This is a genomic window from Streptomyces sp. NTD91, from assembly GCF_059510455.1.
The window spans coordinates 198,554-222,102 of sequence record NZ_JCAJZW010000001.1; the positions used below are offsets into that span (position 1 = coordinate 198,554).

Below are 23,549 nucleotides of genomic sequence, written 5' to 3' on the forward strand. Positions count from 1 at the left end.
TGACGCAGAGCTGGCGCGACCGTATGGCGGCCGGGTCGCTCCCACCCGCAGTGGGCGCCGGCATCTACCGCAGTCCGCGCAAGAGGACAGCTCTCGGCGCCCGGCCCCACACACGGCCCGCGCTACCAGGCGGCAGAAAGGCACGGCCGTGGGATCCACGGTCACCACCACCGAACCGGAGAAGACCTCGCCGGCCTCGTCCCGCCCGGGATACGGGCCGCTGCTGCGCACCCGCGGCGCCTGGACCTTCCTGCTCCCCGGCTTCGCGGCACGCCAGCCGTTCGCGATGCTCACCCTCTCCATCGTGCTGCTGGTGCAGCACACCACCGGCTCGTACGGCGCCGCGGGCGCCACCGCGGCCGTCACCGGTGTCTCCATGGCGCTGTTCGCGCCCTACAGCGGTCGCTTCGCCGACCGCCACGGCCAGCGCGCCGTGCTGGTCCCCGGCGTTCTGGCGCACACCCTGGCGGGCCTGTCGCTGACGGCGCTCGCACTGGCCCACGCACCCCTGTGGGCGCTGTTCCTGGCGGCCGTGCCCACCGGTGCCTCGGTACCCCAGATCAGCCCCATGGTGCGCGCCCGCTGGGGCGTGAAGCTGCAGGGGTCGCCGCTGATGGCCACCGCGGCGGCCTTCGAGTCCGTCACGGACGAGCTGACCTTCGTGTTCGGCCCGCTGCTCGCGACCGCGCTGTGCACCGCCGTCGCACCGGCGGCCGGTCTGGTCACGGAGGGCGCGCTGACCCTCGTCGGCGGTCTGCTGTTCGCCGCCCGGAAGGGCACCCAGCCTCCGGTGAGGCGGGAGCGCGGGCACGCGCACGTGCGGCACGCCTCCGCGTTGCGCGTCCCCGGCGTGCGCGTGCTGGTCGTGACCTTCCTGGGCATCGGGTCCGTCTTCGGCGGCATGCAGGTCTCCCTGGCGGCGTTCACCGAGTCGATCGGCGAGCCCGGCCTGAACGGCGTCCTGTACGGCGTCTTCGCCGCCGGCAACATGCTGTCCGGCATCGTCTGCGGCGCCATCGCCTGGAAGGCCGCCCCACAGCGCCGCCTGGTCGTCGGCTACTCGGCGCTCGCGATCGCCTCGTCCGCCCTGTGGACGGCGCACTCGGCGCTGCTGCTCGCCGGGGTCGGCCTGCTCGTCGGCATGTGCATCGCGCCGGCGCTGATCACCGGCTACACCCTGGTCGAGGACCTGGTCCCGGCCGGCGCCCGCACGGAGGCCTTCACCTGGCTGACCGGCGCGGTCGCCCTCGGACAGGCGGCCGCCGTGACGGTCGCCGGGCAGCTGGAGGACCGGCTGTGGGGCGGTGCGGGCTTCCTGGTGCCGATGGCCGGCACGCTGCTCGCGCTGGCGACCCTGCTGGCGCTGCGGTCGCGACTGGTCCCGAGGCCGCAGAACCGCACCGTGGCACGTGGCGTCGGTCACCGCGTACCGATGACGGTGGACTGATCCCCGGGAATACGTCACTATGGATGGTCGTTAGCACTCATTGAGTGAGAGTGCCAGGAGGAAGACAGTGCCGACCTACCAGTACCAGTGCACCGAGTGCGGCGAGGGCCTCGAGGCGGTGCAGAAGTTCACCGACGACGCCCTGACCGAGTGCCCGAGCTGCGGTGGCCGCCTGAAGAAGGTGTTCTCCGCGGTCGGCATCGTCTTCAAGGGCTCCGGCTTCTACCGCAACGACTCCCGCGGCTCCACGTCGAGCAGCAGCCCGGCGTCGAAGTCGTCGAGCACGTCGTCGTCCGACTCGAAGTCGTCGAGTTCCTCGTCCGACTCGGGGTCGTCCACGGCGAGCTCCGCCAGCAGCCCCGCGGCCTGACACCGTTCTTCCCGGACCCTGCCGTCGTACGACGACCGCAGGGTCCCCGGTGCCTTCCGGCACCGCTCCCCCACGCGGGCGCCGCCCGCTAATGTGCTGGTCATGGCGAACGCAGAGATCGGCGTAATCGGCGGCTCGGGCTTCTACTCGTTCCTCGACGACGTGACCGAGGTCCAGGTGGAGACCCCCTACGGGCCGCCCAGCGACTCCCTCTTCCTCGGCGAGATCGCCGGCCGACGGGTCGCCTTCCTGCCCAGGCACGGCCGGGGCCACCACCTGCCGCCGCATCGCATCAACTACCGCGCCAACCTGTGGGCACTGCGCTCCGTCGGTGTCCGGCAGGTGCTCGGCCCCTGCGCGGTGGGCGGACTGCAGCCCGAGTACGGCCCCGGCACCCTGCTCGTGCCGGACCAGTTCGTGGACCGTACGAAGTCCCGGGTGCAGACGTATTTCGACGGGCTGCCGCTGCCCGACGGCACCGTGCCGAACGTCGTGCACGTCTCCATGGCCGACCCCTACTGCCCCACCGGGCGGGCCGTCGCCCTGAAGGCGGCCCGGGGGCGGGACTGGGAGGCGGTGGACGGCGGCACGCTGGTCGTCGTCGAGGGACCGCGCTTCTCGAGCCGTGCCGAATCGTTGTGGCACCGGGCGCAGGGCTGGTCGATCGTGGGCATGACCGGTCACCCGGAAGCGGCGCTCGCCCGGGAACTGGAGCTCTGCTACACCTCGCTGACCCTGGTCACCGACCTGGACGCCGGTGCGGAGACCGGCGAGGGCGTCTCGCACGAGGAGGTGCTGCTGGTGTTCGCGGCCAACGTGGACCGGCTGCGCGGCGTGCTGTTCGACGCGGTGGCGGCACTCCCGGAGACCGGCGCACGGGACTGCCTGTGCGTGAACGCGCTCGGCGGCATGGATCCGGGGTTCGAGCTGCCGTAACGCTGCCCTCCGCACCCCCGCGGCGGCTGTGAGGGCGGGCCGGGGACGGGCATGTGGGGTTCCCCGTTCGGGTGGCCGAGTTGTCCACAATCCGTCCGTGATCCACCGTCTCCGGCGGGATGCGGCGCGAGGCCTCATCGTGGCATGGCAAGCCGAACTCCTCGTCGCAGGCGGTGATTTCCGTGCCGTGGTCCTCGTCGTCCCCGAATCCGTCCCCTCGCCCGTCCTCGGCGTTCCCGGACGCGTCCACTCGTCCGCCCTCGCCCTCTTTCCCACCTCCCCTCCGGCTCCCGCGTCCGCTGGGCACGGACGCCCCGGCGACCTGCGAGGTCCCGCAGTTCCCGCCGGTGCGGGTGCGCGGCGGGCGGTATCGGCTGCAGCGGCTCGTCCGGCACCGCAGGCGGGCCGTCGCGGCCGGCCTCGCGGTGACCGCCGCCGCGCTCGTCGCCGCGGGACCGCGCACCGGGACCGCGCCGCACCGCGGGGACCGGGCCCGCGGTCACCCGGTCACGGCGCCCGCACGCCGGCCCGCACGCATGGACGTGGTGACGGCGCCGGTGCGGATCGCCGACGCGGCCACGGTCAGGCTGCTCCGGCCCGGCGACCGCGTCGACGTCATCGCCGCCGAGGACCCGTCGGCCGGTGGTGCCCGGGTGCTCGCGCGAGGTGTGCGGGTGACCGAGGTCCCCGAGCCGCTGGAGGGCGGCGCCGAGAGCGGGGCGCTGGTCGTGCTGTCGGTGCCGCGTGCCACGGCGGCCCGTCTCGTGGGGGCGAGCGCCACGGCGCGTCTGGCGGTGACGCTGTGCTGAACCGGCTCGGACACGTGCCGGGCGGCTCGCCGTCGGGATGCCCGACCGGTGGACCGGACTGGACAGGACGGCCTCACCGTGCCGTAGGTTGCGGAGCGCTTTGTTCCACAGCCTGTGCGTGCGAGGAGAGTCCCCGAGGTGAGCGAGAAGAGTCAACCGAGCGTCTGGCATGGCTTCAAGGCCTTTCTGATGCGCGGCAACGTCGTCGATCTGGCAGTCGCGGTGGTCATCGGCGCGGCCTTCACGAACATCGTCAACTCGGTGGTGAAGGGGATCATCAACCCGCTGGTCGGCGCGATCGGGACGCAGAACCTGGACAACTACAGCTCGTGCCTGAGCAGTTCCTGCAAGGGGACGCACGGCATCCAGCTGATGTGGGGCTCCGTCCTCGGCGCCGCACTGACCTTCCTGATCACCGCGACCGTCGTCTACTTCCTGATGGTCCTGCCGATGTCGAAGTACCTGGCGCGCCAGGCGGCCCGCAAGGCGGCGCGGGAGGGCACCAAGGAGGTCATCGAGGTGACCGAACTGGAGGTGCTCAAGGAGATCCGCGACGCGCTGGTCGCACAGCGCGGGGCGGGGCACGACCACTAGGGCGTGATTCGAAAGTCCCGTCTGGTCCCCGACGCCTGGCACGGCACCTCGCCGCGTTGTCGGGATCGTCCCCGTACGCCCGGTACGAGGACGACCCTCCGCCTTGCGATGCACCGCACCGGACGCCGCGGACCCCGCCCTCCGGGCGGACGACGCCACTTTCGAAACACGCCCCAGCCGCCGCGGACGGCTCAGAGGTGGTGGGGCGGCTTCTCGTCGAGGAAGCGCTTGAGGTCGGCGGCGCCGTCGCCGTCGGTCCGCTCGCCCCACCCGCGGTCGGTGTCGTCCGAGGACTGCCGGTCCAGGGGGTCGTCGAAGACCAGCGCGGGCTTCGGGTCGCGGGGCTCGGATGCGGGGGCGGTGCTCATGCCTCAAGGGTACGGCCCGGGGGAACCTCGCCCGATGAGAGTGCCCGCCCCCACCCGTTTTGTGAACGCATTCACAAGATTTCGGGGCTGTTTTCTGCTGTCCTGGAAGGCATGACGTCGAGTTCCGCTCCGCCGCCCGCCTCCCCGGGCGCGCCACAGCCCTCGGGACCGCTGCGAAGGCCCACCGCACGCGGGCGTGACGAGACGCACCAGGTCTCCTCGCCGCTGGAGCTCTTCTTCCATCTGGCATCCGCACCACATCGCCGAACGCTACGGCCGCCGCGATCGGCGCGGGCCTGGAAGTGGCCCTGGAGCACGCGGTCGGCAGGACGCACGTCTCCACGCTGTCCGCGTCCGCGTCCGCGGCCGCGACGCTGTATCTGCTGACCGTCTGGGCGCTGCACCCGCGGCACTTCAAGGTCGGCTCGCCCAGCAGCTGGTGCTGCCGGTCGCGGCGTTGCCGGTGATCTGCTGCACCTTCCTGGGCGACCGGGCGGTGCTCACCGCGGGGCTGGTGTCCGCAGCCACGGTCGCGACCGGAGTGACGCTGACGGCGCGCATGGTGGGCCGTCAGCGCACGGCGAGCGCCACCGCGCCGGCCGGCTGACTCCTGGCGGGCGCGGGGACGGGCCAGACTGGCCCCCATGACAGTTGACGCGATCACGGACGTCGCCGGGCTGCGCGTGGGGCACGCCACCCGCGGCGGAAGCGGCCGGCTCACCGGCACCACGGTCGTCCTCGCTCCGCAGGGCGGTGTGGTCGCCGCCGTGGACGTGCGCGGCGGCGGCCCCGGCACCAAGGAGACCGACGCGCTCGACCCGCGCAACGTGGTGCAGCGGGTCGACGCGGTCGTGCTGACCGGCGGCAGCGCCTACGGGCTCGACGCGGCCGCAGGGGTGATGGCCTGGCTGGAGGAGCAACGACGCGGGGTGCGGGTGGGGCCGGACCCGGCGCATGTCGTGCCGGTCGTGCCAGCCGCGTGCGTCTTCGACCTGGGCCGCGGCGGGGACTTCCGCGCGCGGCCCGAGGCGGCGACGGGCCGGGCCGCCGTGGAGGCGGCCGCGGCGAGCGCGCCGGGCGCCCCGGTGCGACAGGGGTGTGTCGGGGCGGGTACGGGGGCCGTGGCGGGGCGGGTCAAGGGCGGGGTGGGCACAGCGAGCACGGTGCTCGCGTCGGGGATCACCGTGGCCGCGCTGGTGGTCGTGAACTCGGCGGGGTCGGTGATCGAGCCCGAGACCGGGGCGCTGTACGGGGAGTTGTGCCAGGGGCGGGTGACCTACCCGGAGAGGTGCGTGCACGAGGCCGCTCAGCGGCGTCTGGAGGAGACCGCCGCCAGGAACACGCCGCCCCCGCTCAACACGACGCTGGCGGTGGTCGCCACCGACGCGCACCTCTCCAGGCCGCAGGCGCAGAAGCTGGCCGGCACGGCGCACGACGGGATCGCCCGCGCCGTACGGCCGGTGCACCTCATGAACGACGGGGACACGGTGTTCGCACTGGCGACCGGCACGCGACCCCTCGCCGAGCACCCGCTGGAGATGAACGGCGTCCTCGCCGCCGGCGCGGACGTGGTGACCCGCGCGATCGTCCGGGGTGTGCGCGCCGCCGAGTCGGTCGACTCGGTGGGCGGAGTGTGGCCGTCGTACGGGGAGTTGTACGGGGAGGCGTGAGGCGGACCGGCTCGTTCCGGCCTCGATTGTCGCGGTTCTGTCACGTGACGGCGTCAACGGGAGTCGACGGGAACCTCCGCGGGCGCCCGTGCACTCTTTCTCCACGCACTGGAACGGATCACGCACATCACATGAACTGGGAGCAGCCCGTGACAACGCCGGACATTGCAGCGCGGCGCGTACTGGGGGCGTGTGCCGCCCTGATGATCGGCAGCCTCACCCTGACCGCCTGCGGTGGCAGCGCCAACGCCACCGACGACGGCAAGGGCGGCAAGGACTCCCCCAAGGCGTCGGCGGCGCGGATCGTGATCTCGGCCAGGGACGGTTCGACCGGCGCGTCCATCAACGCGACCGGCGTGAAGGCCAGCGGCGGCAAGCTGACCGATGTGAGGATGACCGTCGCGGGGACGGGACAGTCCGTGCCAGGGGCGATATCGGCGGACGGCACCGACTGGAAGCCGAAGGAGCAGCTGGAGCGGGGGACGAAGTACGAGATCGACGCGACCGCGAAGGACGCGGGCGGACGCGCCACCGTGACCAAGTCGGTCTTCACCACGGTCACGACGGCGAACAGTTTCATCGGCACCTACACCCCGGACAACGGCACCACGGTCGGCGTGGGCATGCCGGTGTCGTTCACGTTCGACAAGTCGATCAGCGACAAGAAGGCCGTGCAGTCGCACATCACGGTCGGCTCCAGCAGCGGTCAGCAGGTGGTCGGGCACTGGTTCGGGGACCGGCGGCTGGACTTCCGGCCGCAGCAGTTCTGGAAGTCCGGCTCCAGGGTCACCGTGAAGATCGACCTGGACGGGGTCCAGGGCGCGCAGGGCGTCTACGGAGTGCAGAAGAAGACCGTCTCCTTCACCATCGGCCGCTCACAGGTCTCCACGGTCGACGCCAACACCCAGACCATGACCGTGGTGCGGGACGGCACGACGGTCAAGACGATCCCGATCTCCACCGGCGACGCCCAGCACACCACGTACAACGGACAGATGGTGATCTCCGAGAAGTTCCAGCAGACACCCATGGACAGCCGGACGGTCGGCCTCGGCAACGCCTACAACATCCCGGACGTGCCGCACGCGATGCGCCTGACCGGCTCGGGCACCTTCATACACGGCAACTACTGGTACAACAAGGGCAATCCGCCCTTCGGTCACATGGGCACCAGCCATGGCTGCGTCGGGCTCGCGGACGTACAGGGCGGACAGGGCGCCACGCCGGCCAAGTGGTTCTTCGACAACTCCCTCATCGGTGACGTGGTCGTCGTGAAGAACTCCCCCGACTCGACGGTCAGCCCGGACAACGGGCTCAACGGCTGGAACATGTCATGGAGCGCCTGGACCGCCGGAAGTGCCCTCTGACCGGCATGTTTTGATGCCACATCGGGCCGCGCGGAAACTTTTCGCGTGGCCCGCGCGTTTTCCAGGCGCACGTTTTCTCGGTTCCCGGACATGATGTCCGGCCGAGGGGCTACGGTATGCACCCACAAGGTGACATGCAGCAACGCCGGGAGAAACCTTGAGCGTTCCGTACGAGACGGCAGCGTACGAACCAGCCGAGTCGCCCGAGTCTCCTGAGGAGCATCTCGCGCGGCTCCTCGGCCGTGCCCTGAACTCCTTCGAACTGCCCGACGAGGTGTTACGGCAGCTCGACTGCGCACTGGCGCACGACGGTTCGCTGTACTCGGCGTACCACAGCGCAGGACTGCACCGGGAGACGTACCGGCACACCTGGCTGCTCGTCGACGGCTCCGCGGTCACGCTGTGGGAGCTGGTGCACAATCCCACGCCGGGCAGCGCCCCCGAGAGCGAGGTGTACGTCGACGAGGAGGAGCTGCAGGCGGCCACGGCCCGGCTCGGGATGCCGCCGCAGACGCCGGAGTTCGAGCTGCCCGCGCTGATGGGGCTGTGGGCGATCCCTGAGCCGAGGCAGGAGTTCGCGTCCGAGGACTCGGCGGACCACGCGCGCCGGCTGCTGCGCCGTGCGGAGAACCCGGACCGCCCCGATGGAAGGACGGCGGCGCTGCTGGCCACGGCCACGGCGCACGAGATCACGCAGGCGTTCGGGCGTCCGGGGCGCGCCGGTCGCGCGGGGCTGAGCTACGCGCTGTACGAGCACGCGTTCCTGCTGCCGGACGGCGGTCAGGTCTCCCTGTGGGAGGTCGAGCACACGGCGACGCCCGACGGGCGGCACATGTGCGAGGTGTACATGTCGGAGGACGCGGCCCGCGACGCCATGGAGCGGCGCGCGGCACGGCAGGGCTAGGTGTACTGACCCGTGAGGTTGGGGACGCGGCCGGTGCAGACCGGAATGTGACGACAACCCCTTGCGCGTACGGCGGCGTGCGCCCGGCTCGCGGGCGCTTGAGGGCTTCGGCGTCGTCGCGCCGTCAGCCGCCCGTGAGTTGGCGGGCCAGGCCCGCGAAGGCGTCCTGTTCCGCGGGCGTCAGCTCGACGGACTCCAGCTCCGGACCGGTGTCTCTCTGCCGCGGCAGGGCGGGGAGGGAGCGCGCGGTGGCGCGCCGGGGCGGGGTCGGGGGGCCCATGCGCAGCAGGCGGATCAGGACGACGGCCCACGCGACGGCCGCCACAGCGAGGACGGTCACGCCGATCAGCTGGAGAGTCGGGACGTGCTCAGGCATGCGTCCCAGTACACACCACGGTCCGGGACTTTGGTCCCGGACCGTGACGTATCTCGCAGGTGCCGTGAACAACTCACAGCGAACTAAAGGGACAAGGTGTCGCAGGGGGCGGGGGTCAGGCCGCGACCGGTTGCCTGGTCTCCTTCGCCGTGGTGTTCGCGGCGGGGTCGGTGGCCGTGGGCTCCGGCGTCTGCTTGCGCATGCCCTTGAGGAGCACGACCAGGGCCGTGGTGGCGCATACGCCGGCCGCGATCGCGATGAGGTACAGGAACGGGTTGCCGATCAGCGGGACCACGAAGATGCCGCCGTGCGGGGCGCGCAGGGTGGCGCCGAAGGCCATCGACAGGGCGCCGGTGAGCGCGCCGCCGACCATCGACGACGGGATCACGCGCAGCGGGTCGCCCGCCGCGAAGGGGATCGCGCCCTCGGAGATGAACGAGGCGCCCAGGACCCAGGCGGCCTTGCCGTTCTCGCGCTCGGCCCGGGTGAAGAGCCTGCCGCGCACGGTGGTGGCCAGCGCCATCGCCAGCGGCGGGACCATGCCGGCCGCCATCACCGCGGCCATGATCTTCATCGCGGAGTCGCTGGGGTTGGAGACCGCGATGCCGGCGGTGGCGAAGGTGTAGGCGACCTTGTTGACCGGACCGCCGAGGTCGAAGCACATCATCAGGCCGAGCAGGGCGCCGAGCAGGATCGCGTTGGTGCCGGTGAGGCCGTTCAGCCAGTCGGTGAGGCTCCGCTGAGCGGTGGCGATGGGTTTGCCGACGACCACGAACATCAGGAAGCCGACGATCGCCGAGGAGATCAGTGGGATCACCACCACCGGCATGATGCCGCGCAGGGCCGGCGGGATGGCGACCTTCTGGATGGCCATCACCACGCCACCGGCGATCAGACCGGCCGCCAGGCCACCGAGGAAGCCCGCGTTGATGGTCAGTGAGATCGCGCCGCCTACGAAGCCGGGGACGAGGCCCGGCCGGTCGGCCATGCCGTAGGCGATGTAGCCGGCCAGGACCGGGACGAGGAAGCCGAAGGCGACAGCGCCGATCTGGAAGAGCAGGGCGCCCCAGCTGTCGGCCTGGGTCCACACGAAGTGGTCCATCACCGACGGCGCCTTGTTGATCTTGTAGCCGCCGATCGCGAAGCCCAGGGCGATGAGCAGGCCGCCTGCGGCGACGAACGGAACCATGTAGCTCACGCCGCTCATCAGCCACTTGCGGAGCTTGGTGCCGTATCCCTCGGTGGAGTCGCCGGCGCGCTCGACCGGCGTGCCGCCCGACGCGGTCGCCGGCGCGCTCGTCTCGCCGCGCGCCGCCTTCTCGCGCACCTCGGCGATGAGTTGGGCGGGGCGGTTGATGCCCGCCTTCACGCCCACGTCGACGGTCGGCTTGCCGGCGAAGCGGTCCTTGTCGCGGACCGGGACGTCGTGCGCGAAGATCACGGCGTCCGCCGCCGCGATCACCGCCGGGTCCAGCCGGGTGAAGCCGGCCGAGCCCTGAGTCTCGACGACGAGGTCGACACCCGCCTCACGGCCCGCGTTCTCCAGGGACTCGGCCGCCATGTAGGTGTGCGCGATGCCGGTCGGGCAGGAGGTGACGGCGACGATACGGAAGGGGCGCCCGACGGAGCCGGCACCCGGGGTCGCCTGCGCCGGGGCGGATGCGCCCGGCGCAGGCGCGGTGGTGCCCGCCGCGGCGCCGGCGGAGGCCGCCACCGACGCCGCAGCGGTGTCTTCGGAGGCGCTCCCGGCAGCCGCGGCGCCCGCGCTCCCGGCGCTCTTCACGTCGCCCGCGCCGGCGCCCGCGCCCTGCGCGGGCGAAGCCGCCGCCTGCGCCGTGCTCGGCGTCTCGTCCCCACGGATCAGCGCCGCAGCGGTCCCCGCGTCGGTGACCGCGCGCAGCGCCGAGGTGAACTCGGTGTTCATCAGCTGGCGGGCCAGCGAGGAGAGGATCGTCAGGTGGGCGTCGTCGGCGCCCGCCGGTGCCGCGATCAGGAAGATCAGGTCGGCCGGGCCGTCCGGGGCGCCGAAGTCGATGCCGGCGGTACTGCGGCCGAAGGCGAGGGTCGGCTCGGTGGCGTGGACGCTGCGGCAGTGCGGGATGCCGATGCCACCGTCGAGGCCGGTCGGCATCTGCGCCTCGCGGGCCGCCACGTCGGCGAGGAAGCCCTCCAGCTCGGTCACCCGGCCCTGGGCCACCATGCGCTCGGCGAGGGCGCGCGCCGCCGCTTCCTTGGTACCGGCGGACAGGTCGAGGTCGACCAGGTCCGCCGTGATCATGTCGCTCATCGCGGGCTCCTCTGCACGCGTATCGCCCGGGGAGAGGGGTGGGCGGAGGTGGGGACGGGGGTGCGGTGGGGGGAGACGGTGGGGGGCGGTGCGGTGGCCGTGGTCAGCGGCGGGGAGCCCCGCCACGGCCGGTGGGGAGCGGTCGTACGGCGTCGGGCCGGGGCGTTCACGGCACCGGCTCCGTCAGCTCGCGGTCGAGGGGGATCTCGGCCGTGACGGTCACCGCCGACGGGTCCAGGTCGGCGGGGGTCGGCATCACGCTGCCGGGCAGCCGGACGGCGGCGGCGCCGTGGGCGACGGCGGAGGCGAGGGCCATGGGGCCACTGCCGCCGGCGACCAGGAAGCCGGCGAGGGAGGAGTCGCCGGCACCGACGTTGCTGCGGACGGCGTCCACGCGCGCGGTGGCGAACCAGGCTCCCTCGTCCTCGACGAGGAGCTGCCCGTCGGCGCCCAGGCTCGCGAGCACGGCGCGCGCGCCCATGGCGCGCACCTCCTCGGCCGCCTTCAACGCGTCGCCCACGGTCACCAGGGGGCGCCCGACGGCTTCCGCGAGCTCCTCGGCGTTGGGTTTCACCACATCGGGCCGAGCGCGCAGCGCCTCCGTCAGCGCGCGTCCCGAGGTGTCCAGCGCGATGCGCGCGCCCCCGGCGTGCGCCTCTGTGACGACGTCGGCGTACCAGGAGGGCGCGAGCCCACGCGGCAGGCTGCCGCAGCACGCGATCCAGTCGGCGTCGCTCGAGTGCTCACGGATGGTGGCCAGGAGCAGGGACTGCTCGGCCGCCGACAGTTCCGGGCCCGGCGCGTTGATCTTGGTGAGGACTCCGTCGGACTCCGCGAGCGCGATGTTGGAGCGGGTGTCTCCGGTGACCGGGACCGGCGCGACCTCGATGCCCTGCGCGTCGAGCAGGTCGGCGACGAGCGCTCCGGGTGCACCACCGAGGGGCAGAACGGCGACCGTGCGCCGGCCCGCGGCCGCGACGGCGCGCGAGACGTTCACCCCCTTGCCGCCCGGGTCCATGCGCTCGGTCTCGGCACGGATGACCTCGCCGCGGCTGAGTGTCTGGACCTCGTAGGTGCGGTCGAGGGAGGGGTTGGGGGTGACGGTGAGGATCATGCGCGCACTACTTCCGTGCCGCCGCGCTCGATGACGGCGGTGTCTTCGGGGCTCAGTCCGTGGTCGGTGATCAGCAGGTCCACGTCGCCCAGGTCGCCGAACCGGGCGAAGTGCTCCTGGCCGTGCTTGGAGGAGTCGGCCAGCAGGACCACGCGGCGGGCGGCGGCGAGCGCGGCCCGCTTGACCGCGGCCTCGGCGAGGTCGGGGGTGGTCAGCCCGTGCTCGGCGGAGAAGCCGTTCGCGGCCACGAACAGCACATCGGCACGGATCTCGCCGTACGCGCGCAGCGCCCATGCGTCCACGGCGGCGCGCGTACGGTGCCGTACGCGCCCTCCGACCAGGTGGAGCTGGATGCCCGGATGGTCGGCGAGGCGGGCGGCGATCGGCAGGCTGTGCGTCACGACGGTCAGGGAGGCCTCCAGCGGGATCGCGGCGGCGACCCGGGCGACCGTCGTACCGGCGTCGAGGATCACCGTGCCCTCGGCCGGCAGTTCGGCGAGGGCCGCCTTGGCGATGCGGTCCTTCTCGTCGGCCGCGGTGGACTCGCGCTCGGCGAGGTCCGGTTCGAAGTCGAGACGGCCGACCGGGATGGCACCGCCGTGCACCCGGCGGACGAGGCCGGCGCGGTCGAGGGCCTTCAGATCGCGACGGATCGTCTCCGCGGTGACCTGGAACTCCTCGGCGAGCGACAGGACGTCCACCCGGCCGCCGTCACGCGCGAGCCGGAGGATCTCCTGCTGCCGTTCCGGTGCGTACATCTCGCTGGCCTCCGACTCGAAGTCCGTTCATTCCTGACCGATGCCCGAACGTGTGGTTTCAGTCGAGAGGCTACGCCTGGATTTCCGGAAAGTAAACAGGTTCGGGCCTGAATCGGGCACGATCGGGCGTCCGTCCAGGCAGAGGGGTGTGCGAAGGGCCCGGCATCCGCGGCCGCGGATGCCGGGCCCTGACGGGGCGCGGTTTTCAGTGCACCGGCTCCGGCTCCCTCGCCGGCGTCCGAGCCCCCGCTCCCTCCATCTGCTGCGCCGGCCGCTTCGGCAGGGCGGACATCAGCAGGAAGATCGCGGCCATGATGCCGGCGACCCACCACAGCGCGAGCTGGAAGGCGTGCACGAAGGCCGGGCCGACCTGGGCCGGGGCGAGCCGGTCGCCGATCTCACCGAAGAACACCACCGACACCAGACCCAGGCCGAGCGCGTTGCCCATCTGCTGCACCGTGTTGATCAGCCCGGACGCGGAGCCCGCGTGCTCGCGCGGCACCTCCGAGAGCACCGCGTCCGTCAGCGGGGCGACGATCAGCCCCATCCCCGCACCCATGACGACCAGCGGCAGGGCCATCTGCCAGGACGCGACGGCGAGGCCGTACCGGTGCGCCTCCCACAGATAGAGCAGGACGCCCACGGCCATGATCAGCGCGCCTGCCTGAAGCACCTTCCGCCCGAACCTCGGGACCAGCTTCTGCACCGACAACCCGGCCGCCGTGGACACCGCAAGCGAGAACGGCACACCGGTCAGCCCGGCCCGCAGCGGGCTCCAGCCCAGACCGATCTGCATGTACAGCGTCCAGACCAGGAAGAAGATGCCGAGCGCGACACCGAAGACGGTCTGTACGGCGATGCCCGCGGCGAAGCTCTTCACCCGGAAGAGGGACAACTCGACGAGCGGGGAACCGTCCTTGGCTGCCTTCCGTTTCTCGTACGACACCAGGACGGCGAAGACCACGAGCGCTCCGGCCATGCAGAGGTGGCCCCACAACGGCCAGCCCAGCTCCCGCCCGCGGGTGAGGGGGTACAGCAGCATCAGCAGGCCCAGTGAGACCAGGGCGACACCGACCAGGTCCAGCTTCAACGCCCTGGGGGCCTTCGATTCGGTGATGAAACGGCGTCCGAGCAGCCAGGCCAGGACACCCACGGGGAGGTTGATGAGGAAGACGGGCCGCCACTGGAGGCCGAACAGGTTCCACTCCGTCAGCAGGGCGCCGAGCAGCGGCCCGGAGACCGCGCCGAGGCCGACGATCGCGCCGAACAGACCGAAGACCTTGCCGCGTTCGTGCGCCGGGAAGGTGGCGTGCACGATCGACAGCACCTGCGGCACCATCATCGCCGCCATGCCGCCCTGCAGGATGCGGGAGGCGACCAGCATCTCCGGGTTCGCGGCGAAGCCGCACAGGGCGGAGGCGAGGGTGAAGCCGCCGACACCGAGCAGGAACAGCCGTTTGCGGCCGTGGATGTCGCCGAGACGGCCACCGGTGATGAGACCCGCGGCGAAGGCCAGGGCGTAGCCGGCGGTTGTCCACTGGATCTGGCTGACCGAGGCGTGGGCGGTCCGCTCGATGGAGGGGATGGCGATGTTGACGATCGTGACGTCGACGAGGTCCATGAACGCGGCGGCCATGACGATCGCCAGGGCGAACCAGCGGCGGCGGTCACCGGGGTCCTGGTGAGCACTGAGGGTCTGTTCCGTGGAGGTCATGCCCTGAGGCTAGGGCGGCCTTAGGACAGAACACGTCCTAGAGGTGCGGCATCCTCGACGACATGACGACGGACGCACCGGCACGGCTGCTGCAGCTTCTCTCCCTCCTCCAGACACCCCGTGAGTGGCCCGGCGGCGAGCTGGCCGAGCGGCTCCGGGTGTCGCGGCGGACCGTGCGGCGGGACATCGACCGGCTGCGTGAGCTGGGCTATCCGGTGCAGGCCACGAAGGGCTCCGACGGCGGGTACCGGCTGGTCGCGGGCAAGGCGCTGCCGCCGCTGGTGCTGGACGACGAGGAGGCGGTGGCGATCGCGGTGGGGCTGCGGGCCGGCGCCGGGCATGCCGTGGAGGGGGTGGACGAGGCCTCGGTGCGGGCACTGGCCAAGCTGGAGCAGGTGCTGCCCTCCCGGCTGCGCCGCCGGGTGTCCACGCTACAGACGGCGACCACGGCGCTGACCAGCGGCGACGGGCCGAGCATCGCCCCGGAGACGCTGACCGTGATGGCCTCGACGGTGGCGGGGCACGAGCGGTTGCGGTTCGCCTACCGCGACAAGGACGGCGGTGCGTCGCGGCGGCTGACCGAGCCGCACCGGCTGGTGTCGACCGGACGGCGGTGGTACCTCGTCGCCTACGACCTCGACCGCGCCGACTGGCGGACCTTCCGGGTGGACCGGGTGAGCGAGCCGTTCGCGACCGGAGTCCGGTTCGCACCACGGGAGTTGCCGACCGGGAGCGCCGCGGAGTATCTGCGGCGCTCCATCCGGGGGCGGCAGGAGACCTACGAGTTCGCGGTGCGGTTCGCCGCCTCGGCGGAGCAGGTCTCCGCGCGGGTGCCGGCATGGCTCGGAGCACCGGAGGACGACGGGGAGGGAGGTTGCGTGCTGCGGGGCGCCTTCGACGGTCCCATGGAGTGGCTGGCGGTACGGCTGGCGATGGCGGGGTACGAGTTCGCGGTCCGGGGGCCGGATGAACTGGTGGCGTGTGCAGGGGAATTGGGTGGGCGGCTGAGCCGGGCGGGGGCGGGCGAGGCCGGGCAGGCGACTGTCGGGTGACGGCTCAGCCAGGGTCTTCCGACCATTCGCGTCGTTGCCCGAAGGGCGGCCGCGCGGCGTCAGGTGCGTGCTCTCGGGGTGCCGGCGAGAGTGCGTGCACGGCGTCGCGCGGCAGACGGGAATTGTCAGCCAGGCTCTCTAGTGCCGCGGCAGGCAACGTTTGCCCGTCAAGGAGCGGCGTCCGGTGCGTGCTCTCGGCGTGCCGGGTGCAAGCCCTCGTACTGGAGGTACTTGGGTTTGTGCCCGGTGCGGCGAGTGGGGGCACCTCCCACGCCCTTGAGGCAGTGGGGGAGCATGCCGGGCGTCGCGACGGGGCGAACGTTGCCTGTTGCGGCACTAGTCCTGCTCGCCGTCCCAGCGGAAGTTCCGCAGAGAGGCGAGGTTGCGCAGCGCCAGAGCCGCGGGGCCGTCCGGCCCGGTGGGCGGGGAGGAGGTGGCGGCCCAGGACTCCACGGCCACGCGGACGGCGGCACCGGCGACGGCCGCGGCGAAGCGGAGGTCAGGGGTGGACGGTGCGGGAGGCGCAGGCGCCGGGACATCACTGTCACGACCTCCGTGCCCCCCGTGCTCCCTGCTCGACGCGAGCCGGATCGCGAGGATCTCGGCCAGCGTGCGCTCCGATGCCTGGCACACCTCGGCCCACACCTTGCGCAGGGCGGGGCTGGCGTCGGCGAGGCGGATCAGGGTGCGGACCCATTCCCAGGACGCCGCCGAGACGGCACCCGCGCTGAAGGTGTGCCGGGCGGCGTGTTCCAGGGCCTCGGGAACGCCGAGACGGGCCGGGGCGGAGCGGACCGCTTCCGCCCAGCGCTGGGCGCCTGCCGCGTAGAGAGGGGCGACCGCTTCCTCCTTGGTGGCGAAGTAGCGGTAGAACGTGCGCGGTGCGATGCCCGCGGCCTGCGCGATGTCCTCGGCGCGGGTCGCCCGCAGGCCCTGGCGGACGAACAGGGCGGCCGCCGCCCGAGCGATCTCCATCCGGGTCTCGGCCTTCCGGCGTTCGGTCAGCGAGACCGGTGCGGGGACGGAATGCGGCTGATCAAAGGTGCCGGAGGTGGGGCCGGGGGTGGTGCTCATCCCGTCAGGCTATGCCCATGTGGCAGACTCTGCCATCCGACGGTCCACCCCGGGGTTCAGGTACGGGGTGGGCCGTCGTTCCACGACGCGCCGCACCTGTACCGCCCGCGCGGAACCGGGCCTCCGCGAAGGGGGGCCCACCGCTGCGAGCCGATGACCACGGTGACCGGCCACCGCGGTGCCGCTGTCGCGGGCGCTGGCCTGATGTGAACGTCCCGGGGTGCACCACGCGGTCGACCGACAGCCCGCGGCGCGCGATCAGTGAGGCCCAAGTGTCAGGCGGCGAACGGCAGTCGGTGGTTCAGCCGCGCCGAAACGGCCCGGCGGCGGGTCCACGATGAAGCCGGGCCTCGGCACCCGGGGGGGATAGGTGCCGAGACCCGGCAGGGAAGGTCCCGGCGCCGGGGGGGATGTGCGGCGGGACCTGGCTCTGTGACCTGGGTGGTGCGGTGTGGGCGCGTGGGGTCGGCCCAGTCGGTGCGGTGCGTGGGGAGTGCGGTTCCCGGGCCTGGCTGCTGCGTGGGGCCCGGAAGGGTTGTTCCCGCGGGCCCGGCACTTGAAGCGACGGGACTGCGCCACTTTGCGCCGTCTTCCGCCACCGGCGTGCGCCTCCCCCGGACACCCTACGCTCACGGGCAACACCCGCCCCGGACACCCTACGCTCACGGGCAACACCCGCCCCGGACGCCGTACACCCGGCGGCATCACGTGCCCCTGGGCGCCGTCGCACCACGGGGACCCGGAGGCCCCAGGCGTCGCGCCCCCTGACGCCCTGCGCCCTGGGGCCGCGCCCCCGAGCGCGCCGAACCCCTCACACCTCACCCGCGCCGGGAAGGGCCCGGCTCTCCCGCGCTACGCCGCCGCGTCGAAGCCGGTCTGGCGGGCCAGCTTCTTCAGCTCGAGGAGGGCGTGCTTCTCGATCTGGCGGATGCGTTCGCGGGTGAGGCCGTGCTCCTTGCCGACCTCGGTCAGGGTGCGCTCGCGGCCGTCCTCGATGCCGTACCGCATCTTGATGATGGAGGCCGTGCGCTGGTCCAGGCGGCCGATCAGGTCGTCCAGCTCCTCACTGCGCAGGAGGGTGAGGACGGACTGCTCGGGGCTGACCGCGGACGTGTCCTCCAGCAGGTCGCCGAACTGGGTCTCGCCCTCGTCGTCCACCGACATGTTCAGCGAGACCGGGTCACGGGCCCAGTCGAGCACGTCGATCACGCGCTCCGGCGTCGCGCCCAGCTCCTTGGCGATCTCCGCGGGCTCCGGGTCGCGGCCGTTCTCACGGTTGAACTCGCGCTGCACGCGGCGGATACGGCCCAGCTCCTCCACCAGGTGGACGGGGAGCCGGATGGTGCGGGACTGGTCGGCGATGGAACGGGTGATGGCCTGACGGATCCACCAGGTGGCGTACGTCGAGAACTTGAAGCCCTTGCGGTAGTCGAACTTCTCGACCGCGCGCACCAGGCCGGCGTTGCCCTCCTGGATCAGGTCGAGCAGGGGCAGACCGCTGCGCGGGTAGCGCCGGGCCACCGCGACGACCAGCCGGAGGTTGGAGCGGATGAAGACATCCTTGGCCCGCTCACCGGCGGCCACCAGGGCCTCCAGCTCCTCGCGGGAGGCGTCCGAGGCCGACTCCTCCTCACCGTCGAGGATCTGCTGCGCGAACACACCCGCCTCGATGGTCTGGGACAGCTCGACCTCCTTTGCGGCGTCGAGCAGCGGCGTACGCGCGATCTCGTCGAGGTACATGCCGACCAGGTCGCGGTCCGCGATCTCGCCGCCATGAGCGCGAACACTGCTTGCCGAGTCGACCGTCTCGCCGGTGGCGGACTGACGACGGGCGACGGCACGGGTTGCCATGCGTGCTCCCTTGCGATGGTGGGCTGGCGGGTGGTCCTGCTGAACGCTCGGCACCGAGGGGAGGGTCTCTGGGACTCTCTCCGAGTGCCCTGCATCCGTGGGAAACAACGACTGGAATCCGGACAGAATTCCCAACCCGCCCCCCAATTTTTCTGATCATGCAGTACCCTGTCCGCCACACGGGGAGGCGTGATGCCGACGCAACGTACAGAAGTGCAGGTCAGGCCGGGAATCGAGAAAGATCTCGACGCCCTCACGGCGATCTACAACCACTATGTACGTGAGACGGCCATCACATTCGATACCGCGATCTTCACTCCGGAGGAGCGCCGCCCTTGGCTGCTCTCCCACCCGGAAGACGGCCCGCACCGCCTGATGGTTGCCACGGACGCCCGGTCACAGCAGATTCTGGGCTACGCCACATCAAGCCCTTACCGGACGAAGCCCGCGTACGTCACTTCCGTGGAGACTTCGGTGTACGTCGGCCCGGACGCGGGCCGGCGCGGCGTCGGCACACTGCTCTACGACGCCCTCTTCAAGGCGCTCGCGGGCGAGGACGTGCACCGCGCCTACGCCGGGATCGCCCAGCCCAACGAGGCCTCCGAGCGGCTGCACGCCCGCTTCGGCTTCCGGCACGTCGGCACGTACCGCGAGGTGGGCCGCAAGTTCGGCCGCTACTGGGACGTGGCCTGGTTCGAGAAGGAGCTGTGACCCGCGGGGCTCCATGGCCCACTCGGACCGCTCACCCCGGACCCGGTCACCCGAACTGCACGGAGCGCTTCGCCAGGCCCATCCAGAACCCGTCGATCACGGACTTCTGCGCGTCCTGCTCGCCGCCCGCCTCCGCCGCGCCCATGGTGACGAAGAGCGGGGCGAAGTGCTCGGTGCGCGGGTGGGCGTAACGGCCGGCCGGGGCCTTGTCCAGGAAGTCCAGCAGGGCGTCCCAGTCACGGGCCTCCAGGGCGCGCCGGCCCCAGTCGTCGAACTCGGCGGACCAGCCGGGCACGCCCTGCCCCGCATAGCGCAGGGCGGCCAGGTTGTGGGTGAAGAAGCCGGATCCGACGATCAGCACGCCCTCGTCGCGCAGCGGGGCGAGCCTGCGGCCGATGTCCATCAGGCGCACCGGGTCGAGGGTGGGCATGGAGATCTGCAGCACGGGGACGTCGGCGTCGGGGAACATCTCGACGAGGGGGACGTAGGCACCGTGATCGAGGCCGCGGCCGGGGAGGTCCTGCACGGGGGTCCCGGGCGCGCGCAGCAGCTTGCGCACGGAATCGGCCAGCTCGGGGGCACCGGGGGCGGCGTAGCGGACGCGGTAGTAGTGCTCCGGGAAGCCCCAGAAGTCATGAACGAGCGGGACGGTCTCCACCGCGCCCAGCGCGAGGGGAGCCTCCTCCCAGTGGGCGGAGACCATGAGGATCGCCTTCGGCCGGGGCAGCTCCGCGGACCAGGCGGCGAGCTGACCGGGCCAGACGGGGTCGTCGGCGAGCGGCGGGGCGCCGTGGCTGAGGTACAGGGCGGGCATGCGCTCCCCGGTGTCGGTCATGACGGCTCCCCTGCTCCATTGCTTTAACTCTCAAGCTTTCCGTCGAGACTACGCCAGACTTGTTCAATTTTCAAGGAGCCGCCTCGTACAGTGGAACACATGAACACGGCACCGGAACCCGCCGCGCAGGACCGCTGGCTCACCGACGAGGAACAGCGCGTCTGGCACGCCTATCTGCACGCCACCACCCTGCTGGAGGACCACCTCGACCGGCAGTTGCAGCGGGACGCGGGCATGCCGCACATCTACTACGGCCTGCTCGTCGGCCTCGCCGAGGCGCCCCGGCGCCGGCTGCGGATGACCGAGCTGGCGATGCAGGCGAAGATCACCCGCTCCCGGCTGTCGCACGCGATCGCGCGGCTGGAGAAGAACGGCTGGGTACGCCGCGAGGACTGCCCGTCCGACAAGCGCGGCCAGTTCGCGGTGCTCACCGACGAGGGCGCCGAGGTGCTGCGGCGCACCGCGCCCGGCCATGTGACCGCCGTACGCCAGGCGCTGTTCGACCGGCTGACCCCGGAACAGCAGAAGGCCCTCGGCGCGATCATGGAGATCGTCGCCGAGGGCCTCCAGCCCGAGGAAGCGGGTGCGGACCTGCCCTGGCTCCGCTAGTGCCGCGGCAGGCAACGTTTGCCCGTCGAGGAGCGGCGTCCGGTGTGCGCTCTCGGCGTGCCGGGTGCAAGCCCTCGTACTGGAGGTACTTGGGTCTGTGCCCGGTGCGGCGAGTGGGGGCACCTCCCACGCCCTTGAGGCAGTGGGGGAGCGTGCCGGGCGTCGCGACGGGGCGAACGTCGCCTGTTGCGGCACCAGTTCACCGTACGGCCGCTCAGTGGGCCACCACCGGCACCGGCACCTGGTCCTCGATGTCCTCGCCCCGGCCGGAGGCCACCGTGGTGGAGCCCGGACGGCCGGCGTTGACGAAGGTGAAGGCGATCAGGGAGGCGAGGCCGAGGATGCCGACGGCGAACCAGATCGCGGTGCTGTAGCCGTGCACCATGCCCTGGAGCCCGACCAGTTGCTGCTGCGGCTTGGTGGCGGCCGCGGCGATGTGGTCCTTGACGTACGAGGTGGTCGCCGAGGCGGCGATGGTGTTCAGCAGGGCGGTGCCGATCGCGCCGCCCACCTGCTGCGAGGTGTTGACCATCGCGGAGGCGACACCGGCGTCCCGGGGCTGGACGCCCGCCGTGGCCAGGGACATCGCCGGCATGAAGGCCGTACCCATGCCGAGGCCGAGCAGCACCATCGCGGGCAGCAGCTGGGTGCCGTACGAGGAGTCGGTCTTCAGCTGGGTCAGGATCAGCATGCCGAGCGCGGCGACCAGGAAGCCGGGGCCCATCAGGAAGCGGGCCGGGATCCGGGTCATCAGACGGGTGCCGATCTGGGTGGAGCCGGTGATCATGCCGGCCACCATCGGCAGGAACGCGAAGCCGGTCTTGACCGGCGAGTAGCCCTTCACGACCTGCAGGTAGTAGGTCAGGAACAGGAACAGGCCGAACATGCCGATGATCGCGAGGCCGAGGGAGAGGTAGATCCCGCCGCGGTTGCGGTCGGTCACCACGCGCAGCGGCAGCAGCGGAGCCTTGACCCGGGACTCGACGAAGGCGAAGGCGGTCAGCAGCACCGCCGAGGCCACGAACATCGAGACGGTGACGCCGTCGCCCCAGCCGTCGGACTCGGCGCGGGTGAAGCCGTAGACCAGGGCGATCAGGCCGAGGGAGGACAGGACCACGCCGGGGATGTCGAGCGGGGAGCGGTTGCGGCCGCCCTCGGGCTCACGGATGACGAAGTAGGCGCCGGCCGCGGCGACGACGGCGAACGGGACGTTGACGAAGAAGGTCCACCGCCAGTTCAGGTACTCGGTGAGGAAACCGCCGAGGATCAGGCCGACGGCACCGCCGCCACCGGCGATCGCGCCGTAGATGCCGAACGCCTTGGCGCGCTCCTTGGCGTCGGTGAACATCACCGCGAGCAGCGACAGGGCGGCCGGGGCGAGCAGCGCGCCGAAGACGCCCTGGAGAGCGCGGGCGCCGAACATCATCGGGCCGGAGGTGGCGGCGCCGCCCAGCGCCGAGGCGAGGGCGAAGCCGGCCAGGCCGGTGACGAAGGCGCGCTTGCGGCCCCACTTGTCGGCGATGCGTCCGCCGAAGAGCAGCAGACCACCGAAGGCGAGGGCGTAGGCGGTGACGACCCACTGCCGGTTGCCGTCGGATATGCCGAGGTCGGTCTGGGCGGAGGGCAGGGCGATGTTCACGATGGTGGCGTCGAGGACGACCATCAGCTGGGCCAGCGCGATGAAGACGAGCGCCTTCCAGCGGTTGGCGTCGCCGCTCGGTGCGACGGCGCCGGGAGCCTTGAGGGCTGTTTCGGACATGGAGGTACCCACTTCGGGACTTCGTGACGGAAAAGTCGGATCGGGACGTCGTGACGGAGAGATCGGACCGGTCGGATGAATCGATGGACGTGGGTCAGCGGCGAACGGCGGCGGACCAGCGGCCGGCGATCGGCGGTGGACGGGCAGCGGCGCACCGGCTCGGTGGCTCGTCGACACTGACGGCCGGCAGCCGGGCACAGGGGTGGACTCGGGTCGGGGGCCGAACTAATCGGTCAGCACGCGCGCAACTCCTGGACGGTGACGGCCCTGCCCGGCAGGGCGGAGCGGGCGGGGGCCCGCAGGCCGTCGAGGAAGAGCTGGAGGTGGCGGTGGACGAAGCGGTCGCCGCGCAGGCAGTCCGTGCCGGCCGGGGGCCGGCTCAACTGGGCGACGGCGATGAGCAGATCGCCGACCCCGACGTCGGCCCGCAGCTGCCCGGCCGCCACGGCCCGGCCCATGACCTCCTCGACGAGCTTCTCGCAGCGCTCGCGGGCGGCCTCCAGGTCCGGGTGGTGCTGGTCGAAGGTACTGGAGACCATCGGGCACAGCGCGCTGATCCGCTCGTCGGCGGCGGCGTGCACGAAGTGCTCCAGTGCGGAGAAGGCGTCCCCGGTCTCCGCGAGGGCCACCTCGGCCGCCTCGGCCGTACGGTCCATCACGGAGCAGACGACCTCGCGGACGAGGGCGTCGCGGTCGGGGAAGTTGCGGTACACCGTGGCGTTGCCGACACCGGCCCGGCGGGCGATCTCGTCCAGCGGCACGTCCGGGCCGTGCTCGACGAACATCTCCCGGGCTGCGGTGACGATCCGCTCCCGGTTGCGCACGGCGTCGGCACGGGGCCGGGACACCTTGCGCGGTGCGGGGGTGGTCGCGGTCGGCACGGCGTACTCCTCGGGTGTGGGGCTGATGGCATGGCGCCCTGAGGATCCGGGGAAGCAGTCCCC

The 23,549-nt window shown here is 72.0% G+C and carries 22 protein-coding genes and 1 pseudogene; 12 read left to right on the forward strand and 11 right to left on the reverse strand.

What is annotated here, in order from left to right; translation table 11 throughout:
* Positions 1-148 precede the first annotated feature (148 nt).
* From AC5WRT_RS00865 to mscL, 5 genes are all read left to right on the forward strand, one after another.
* The gene (locus tag AC5WRT_RS00865; protein ID WP_496099834.1) at positions 149-1,447 is read left to right on the forward strand and encodes an MFS transporter; all 1,299 of its coding nucleotides are present in this window, start codon (positions 149-151) and stop codon (positions 1,445-1,447) included.
* A 67-nt stretch (positions 1,448-1,514) separates the two neighbouring features.
* Positions 1,515-1,817: an FmdB family zinc ribbon protein gene (locus AC5WRT_RS00870; RefSeq protein WP_496091648.1), complete on the forward strand. Its 303-nt coding sequence runs from the start codon at positions 1,515-1,517 to the stop codon at positions 1,815-1,817.
* Positions 1,818-1,919: 102 nt separating this feature from the next.
* Positions 1,920-2,753: an S-methyl-5'-thioadenosine phosphorylase gene (locus AC5WRT_RS00875; protein WP_496091649.1), complete on the forward strand. Its 834-nt coding sequence runs from the start codon at positions 1,920-1,922 to the stop codon at positions 2,751-2,753.
* A 119-nt stretch (positions 2,754-2,872) separates the two neighbouring features.
* On the forward strand, positions 2,873-3,562 hold the full coding sequence (locus tag AC5WRT_RS00880) for a hypothetical protein (RefSeq protein ID WP_496091650.1): 690 nt from the start codon (positions 2,873-2,875) through the stop codon (positions 3,560-3,562).
* Between the two features lie 138 nt (positions 3,563-3,700).
* Positions 3,701-4,156 carry a large conductance mechanosensitive channel protein MscL gene (mscL, locus tag AC5WRT_RS00885; protein ID WP_496091651.1) on the forward strand — a complete coding sequence of 152 codons (456 nt, stop codon included), beginning with the start codon at positions 3,701-3,703 and terminating at the stop codon, positions 4,154-4,156.
* 191 nt (positions 4,157-4,347) lie between these two features.
* Here the strand turns inward: mscL and AC5WRT_RS00890 are convergent, their stop codons facing one another.
* The gene (locus AC5WRT_RS00890; protein ID WP_496091652.1) at positions 4,348-4,524 is read right to left on the reverse strand and encodes a hypothetical protein; all 177 of its coding nucleotides are present in this window, start codon (positions 4,522-4,524) and stop codon (positions 4,348-4,350) included.
* Between the two features lie 269 nt (positions 4,525-4,793).
* Between AC5WRT_RS00890 and AC5WRT_RS00895 the strand changes: the two are divergent.
* The 4 genes and pseudogenes from AC5WRT_RS00895 to AC5WRT_RS00910 all read left to right on the forward strand — a co-directional run.
* Positions 4,794-5,131: pseudogene (locus AC5WRT_RS00895) on the forward strand (low temperature requirement protein A); the annotation flags it as partial.
* Between the two features lie 37 nt (positions 5,132-5,168).
* Positions 5,169-6,194, forward strand: a complete 1,026-nt coding sequence (locus AC5WRT_RS00900; protein ID WP_496091653.1) for a P1 family peptidase — start codon at positions 5,169-5,171, stop codon at positions 6,192-6,194.
* Positions 6,195-6,343: 149 nt separating this feature from the next.
* Entirely contained in the window at positions 6,344-7,561 is a 1,218-nt protein-coding gene (locus tag AC5WRT_RS00905; RefSeq protein WP_496091654.1) for a L,D-transpeptidase, read from the forward strand.
* A gap of 157 nt (positions 7,562-7,718) precedes the next feature.
* Positions 7,719-8,465, forward strand: coding sequence for a DUF6227 family protein (locus AC5WRT_RS00910; RefSeq protein ID WP_496091655.1), 747 nt, complete (start codon positions 7,719-7,721; stop codon positions 8,463-8,465).
* A 124-nt stretch (positions 8,466-8,589) separates the two neighbouring features.
* On the opposite strand, the gene AC5WRT_RS00915 is transcribed toward AC5WRT_RS00910, so the two are convergent.
* The 5 genes from AC5WRT_RS00915 to AC5WRT_RS00935 form a co-directional block, all read right to left on the reverse strand.
* Positions 8,590-8,841 (reverse strand): hypothetical protein, encoded by a 252-nt coding sequence (locus AC5WRT_RS00915; RefSeq protein WP_496091656.1) that lies wholly within the window; start codon positions 8,839-8,841, stop codon positions 8,590-8,592.
* A gap of 115 nt (positions 8,842-8,956) precedes the next feature.
* Positions 8,957-11,128 carry a PTS fructose transporter subunit IIABC gene (locus AC5WRT_RS00920; RefSeq protein WP_496099835.1) on the reverse strand — a complete coding sequence of 724 codons (2,172 nt, stop codon included), beginning with the start codon at positions 11,126-11,128 and terminating at the stop codon, positions 8,957-8,959.
* A 166-nt stretch (positions 11,129-11,294) separates the two neighbouring features.
* Positions 11,295-12,242 carry a 1-phosphofructokinase gene (pfkB, locus tag AC5WRT_RS00925; protein ID WP_496091658.1) on the reverse strand — a complete coding sequence of 316 codons (948 nt, stop codon included), beginning with the start codon at positions 12,240-12,242 and terminating at the stop codon, positions 11,295-11,297.
* Positions 12,239-13,000, reverse strand: a complete 762-nt coding sequence (locus AC5WRT_RS00930) for a DeoR/GlpR family DNA-binding transcription regulator (RefSeq protein WP_496091659.1) — start codon at positions 12,998-13,000, stop codon at positions 12,239-12,241. The genes pfkB and AC5WRT_RS00930 overlap by 4 nt, the downstream gene beginning before the upstream one ends.
* A 205-nt stretch (positions 13,001-13,205) precedes the next feature.
* Positions 13,206-14,714 carry an MFS transporter gene (locus AC5WRT_RS00935; RefSeq protein ID WP_496091660.1) on the reverse strand — a complete coding sequence of 503 codons (1,509 nt, stop codon included), beginning with the start codon at positions 14,712-14,714 and terminating at the stop codon, positions 13,206-13,208.
* A 62-nt stretch (positions 14,715-14,776) separates the two neighbouring features.
* On the opposite strand from AC5WRT_RS00935, the gene AC5WRT_RS00940 reads away from it, so the two are divergent.
* Positions 14,777-15,766 carry a helix-turn-helix transcriptional regulator gene (locus AC5WRT_RS00940; RefSeq protein WP_496091661.1) on the forward strand — a complete coding sequence of 330 codons (990 nt, stop codon included), beginning with the start codon at positions 14,777-14,779 and terminating at the stop codon, positions 15,764-15,766.
* Between the two features lie 336 nt (positions 15,767-16,102).
* Here the strand turns inward: AC5WRT_RS00940 and AC5WRT_RS00945 are convergent, their stop codons facing one another.
* Together AC5WRT_RS00945 and AC5WRT_RS00950 are read right to left on the reverse strand one after the other, a co-directional pair.
* Positions 16,103-16,840: a TetR/AcrR family transcriptional regulator gene (locus tag AC5WRT_RS00945; protein WP_496099836.1), complete on the reverse strand. Its 738-nt coding sequence runs from the start codon at positions 16,838-16,840 to the stop codon at positions 16,103-16,105.
* Positions 16,841-17,692: 852 nt separating this feature from the next.
* A complete protein-coding gene (locus tag AC5WRT_RS00950) occupies positions 17,693-18,691 on the reverse strand; it encodes a sigma-70 family RNA polymerase sigma factor (protein WP_496091662.1) in 999 nt (332 codons plus the stop codon).
* A gap of 192 nt (positions 18,692-18,883) precedes the next feature.
* On the opposite strand from AC5WRT_RS00950, the gene AC5WRT_RS00955 reads away from it, so the two are divergent.
* Entirely contained in the window at positions 18,884-19,402 is a 519-nt protein-coding gene (locus AC5WRT_RS00955) for a GNAT family N-acetyltransferase (RefSeq protein WP_496091663.1), read from the forward strand.
* Between the two features lie 46 nt (positions 19,403-19,448).
* On the opposite strand, the gene AC5WRT_RS00960 is transcribed toward AC5WRT_RS00955, so the two are convergent.
* Entirely contained in the window at positions 19,449-20,237 is a 789-nt protein-coding gene (locus tag AC5WRT_RS00960) for a dioxygenase family protein (RefSeq protein ID WP_496091664.1), read from the reverse strand.
* A 99-nt stretch (positions 20,238-20,336) separates the two neighbouring features.
* Between AC5WRT_RS00960 and AC5WRT_RS00965 the strand changes: the two genes are divergently transcribed.
* Positions 20,337-20,846, forward strand: coding sequence for a MarR family winged helix-turn-helix transcriptional regulator (locus AC5WRT_RS00965; RefSeq protein WP_496091665.1), 510 nt, complete (start codon positions 20,337-20,339; stop codon positions 20,844-20,846).
* Between the two features lie 214 nt (positions 20,847-21,060).
* On the opposite strand, the gene AC5WRT_RS00970 is transcribed toward AC5WRT_RS00965, so the two are convergent.
* Positions 21,061-22,605, reverse strand: a complete 1,545-nt coding sequence (locus tag AC5WRT_RS00970; RefSeq protein WP_496091666.1) for an MFS transporter — start codon at positions 22,603-22,605, stop codon at positions 21,061-21,063.
* 233 nt (positions 22,606-22,838) lie between these two features.
* Positions 22,839-23,486, reverse strand: a complete 648-nt coding sequence (locus tag AC5WRT_RS00975; RefSeq protein ID WP_496091667.1) for a TetR/AcrR family transcriptional regulator — start codon at positions 23,484-23,486, stop codon at positions 22,839-22,841.
* Positions 23,487-23,549 lie beyond the last annotated feature (63 nt).

Coding starts and splice junctions, on each gene's coding strand:
- AC5WRT_RS00965 (WP_496091665.1), top strand. CDS start 20,337: ATGAACACGGCACCGGAACCCGCCGCGCAGGACCGCTGGCTCACCGAC.
- AC5WRT_RS00890 (WP_496091652.1), bottom strand. CDS start 4,524: ATGAGCACCGCCCCCGCATCCGAGCCCCGCGACCCGAAGCCCGCGCTG.
- AC5WRT_RS00955 (WP_496091663.1), top strand. CDS start 18,884: ATGCCGACGCAACGTACAGAAGTGCAGGTCAGGCCGGGAATCGAGAAA.
- AC5WRT_RS00970 (WP_496091666.1), bottom strand. CDS start 22,605: ATGTCCGAAACAGCCCTCAAGGCTCCCGGCGCCGTCGCACCGAGCGGC.
- AC5WRT_RS00945 (WP_496099836.1), bottom strand. CDS start 16,840: ATGAGCACCACCCCCGGCCCCACCTCCGGCACCTTTGATCAGCCGCAT.
- AC5WRT_RS00960 (WP_496091664.1), bottom strand. CDS start 20,237: ATGACCGACACCGGGGAGCGCATGCCCGCCCTGTACCTCAGCCACGGC.
- AC5WRT_RS00920 (WP_496099835.1), bottom strand. CDS start 11,128: ATGAGCGACATGATCACGGCGGACCTGGTCGACCTCGACCTGTCCGCC.
- AC5WRT_RS00880 (WP_496091650.1), top strand. CDS start 2,873: ATGCGGCGCGAGGCCTCATCGTGGCATGGCAAGCCGAACTCCTCGTCG.
- AC5WRT_RS00875 (WP_496091649.1), top strand. CDS start 1,920: ATGGCGAACGCAGAGATCGGCGTAATCGGCGGCTCGGGCTTCTACTCG.
- AC5WRT_RS00930 (WP_496091659.1), bottom strand. CDS start 13,000: ATGTACGCACCGGAACGGCAGCAGGAGATCCTCCGGCTCGCGCGTGAC.
- AC5WRT_RS00900 (WP_496091653.1), top strand. CDS start 5,169: ATGACAGTTGACGCGATCACGGACGTCGCCGGGCTGCGCGTGGGGCAC.
- AC5WRT_RS00935 (WP_496091660.1), bottom strand. CDS start 14,714: ATGACCTCCACGGAACAGACCCTCAGTGCTCACCAGGACCCCGGTGAC.
- AC5WRT_RS00950 (WP_496091662.1), bottom strand. CDS start 18,691: ATGGCAACCCGTGCCGTCGCCCGTCGTCAGTCCGCCACCGGCGAGACG.
- pfkB (WP_496091658.1), bottom strand. CDS start 12,242: ATGATCCTCACCGTCACCCCCAACCCCTCCCTCGACCGCACCTACGAG.
- AC5WRT_RS00915 (WP_496091656.1), bottom strand. CDS start 8,841: ATGCCTGAGCACGTCCCGACTCTCCAGCTGATCGGCGTGACCGTCCTC.
- AC5WRT_RS00940 (WP_496091661.1), top strand. CDS start 14,777: ATGACGACGGACGCACCGGCACGGCTGCTGCAGCTTCTCTCCCTCCTC.